This is a genomic window from Vibrio sp. 2033 (assembly GCF_033339735.1).
The window spans coordinates 1-540 of record NZ_JAWOVC010000730.1 but is presented as its reverse complement, the minus strand read 5'-3'; the positions used below and the strand labels follow the sequence as shown (position 1 = coordinate 540).

The following is a 540-nucleotide window of genomic DNA, read 5'->3' as shown; positions in this document are numbered from 1 at the left end:
TCGAGTGGTGTAACCTTGGAAATTGCGATGCAACACTCCTTCACGATGCGCAACGGCGAGTTCGTCGTCAGGCATCGCAAAATGGTCCATGCCGATGAACTGGTAGCCAGCACCCGTCAAAGTTGCGATCGTGTCTTGGAGAATTGCCATTTTCTCTTCTGCTTTTGGCAAATCTTCGTCTTTAATTTTACGCTGCGCAGCAAACAATTGCGGCATGTGTGCGTAGTTAAAGACCGACAGACGACCCGGCTGCATTTCCAGCACTTGTTCTAACGTCTTCGCAAAAGAGGCTTTGGTCTGCTTCGGCAAACCGTAGATCAAATCGAGGTTGGTCGAACGGAAACCCAACTCTTTCGCACGTGCCACCATCGCAAAGATGAATTCTTCATCTTGTTCACGGTTAACCAGTTTTTGCACTTCTTTGTTGAAGTCCTGAACGCCGATGCTCAAGCGGTTGAAGCCTTCACTGCGAAGATGATCCAACATGGTGATCTGAATTTCACGCGGGTCTACTTCAATGCTGATTTCTGCGTCATCACT

1 protein-coding gene is annotated in these 540 nt (G+C 48.5%); it reads right to left on the bottom strand.

The window, feature by feature from the left end:
- Positions 1-540, bottom strand: a 540-nt coding sequence (locus R7P74_RS28760) for a radical SAM protein (protein WP_318124103.1), incomplete at both ends; no start/stop codon positions are given.